Source organism: Arthrobacter sp. JCM 19049, from assembly GCF_001310435.1.
Window position 1 is genome coordinate 1 of record NZ_BAXF01000457.1, and the last position, 1,707, is coordinate 1,707.

Here is a 1,707-nt window from a genome sequence, read left to right on the forward strand (position 1 = left end):
TGCACGCCACCGAGCAGGTGGCCGCCTGGGCCGCCCTGGATCCCGGCCAGGACCTGGGATGGAAGCGGCCGGTGATCCCCGAGCACCGGATCATCGGGATCACCGGGGACGCCCAGCACCAGCTGCGCCAGCGGGTGCACGCCGCGGTGCCCCGGATGCTGCCGCACACCGATCAAGGGGTCATCGAGTCCCGGCTGGAATTGGAGCTGGGGGTGATCTCCCGGCTGGGGTTCGCCGGCTACTTCCTGACCGTCGCCGAGACCGTGCGGCTGATCACCGACATGGGGGTGCGGGTCTCGGCCCGCGGCTCCGGGGCCTCCTCGCTGGTGAACTTCCTGCTGGGCATCAGCCACGTCAACCCGCTGCAGCACGACCTGGTCTTTGAACGCTTCCTCTCCGATACCCGCACCACCCTGCCCGATATCGACATCGACGTGGAATCCGCGCGCCGCCACGAGATCTACCACAAGATCTTTGACACCTTCGGCGCCGAACGGGTGAGCCTGATGAGCATGCAAAACGCCTACCGCGCCCGCGGTGCGGTGCGTGATGCCGGGGCGGCGCTGGGCATCGAGCAGGAGCAGGTCGATGAGATCGCCAAGCAGCTGTGGCGCTTTTCCGCCTCCTCCTTCCGCGAGGCGCTGGCCGAGAAACCCGAACTGGCGGCCCTGGCCGGGCGAATCAGCGGCAACCGGCAGCTGGACCAGCTGGTGGACGTCACCGAACGGCTGGACAGGCTGCCACGGCACATTTCCATGCACCGTGCGGGGTGATCCTCTCCGATGCCACGCTGCTGGAACGCACCGCCGTGCAGCCCTCGGGCATCGGGCTGCCGATGAGCCAGTTCGACAAGCACGACATGGATTTGATGGGGCTGATCAAGCTCGACGTGCTCGGGGTGCGCATGCAGTCGGCGATCGCCTACACCCTGGAGGAGATCAAGCGCTTGCACCCCAACCGGCAGGCCGTGGCCCGCGCCGGCGGGCACCGGAACGAGGAGTACATCCAGCAGGACGGGCACATCGACTTCACCAAGGTGCCCCTGGATGATGAGATCACCTTCGAACTGATCCGCTCCACCCACACCCTGGGCTGCTTCCAGATCGAATCCCCGGGCCAGCGCGAACTGATCGGCAAGCTGGCCCCGCGCGAATTCAACGACCTGATCATCGACATCTCGCTCTTCCGGCCCGGCCGATGCAGTCGAACATGGTCAAGCCCTACCTGGAGCACCGCCACGGCTTCGCCCCGGCCCAGTACCTGCACCCGGACCTGGTGCCGGCGCTGGCCGAAACCCACGGGGTGACCGTCTTCCACGAACAGGTGCTGCGCATCCTGAACGTGATGACCGGCTGCGACCTGGGGATGGCCGACGTCTACCGCCGCCACCTGGGCAACCCGCAGCGCGAACCGGAGGTCGAACGCTTCTTCCGCACCGCGGCCACCCAGCGCGGCTACGGCCAGCAGACCATCGACGAGGTGTGGGCGGTGCTGGCCGGGTTCGGCTCCTTCGGCTTCTGCAAGGCGCACGGGGCCGCGTTCGCGGTGCCCACCTACATTCGGCCTGGCTGAAGGCGCATCACCGAGGCGTTCCTGGCCGGCATCTGGGAACACGACCCGGGCATGTACCCCAAGCGGCTGCTGGTCTCCGAGGCCCGGCGGATGAACATCCCGATCCTGCCGCTGGACGTGAACCGCTCCACCGGG

The 1,707-nt window shown here is 67.7% G+C and carries 1 pseudogene; it reads left to right on the plus strand.

Annotation, left to right across the window (positions count from 1 at the left end):
- Nucleotides 1–1,707 (plus strand): annotated as a pseudogene (locus tag JCM19049_RS20970) (DNA polymerase III subunit alpha); the annotation flags it as partial.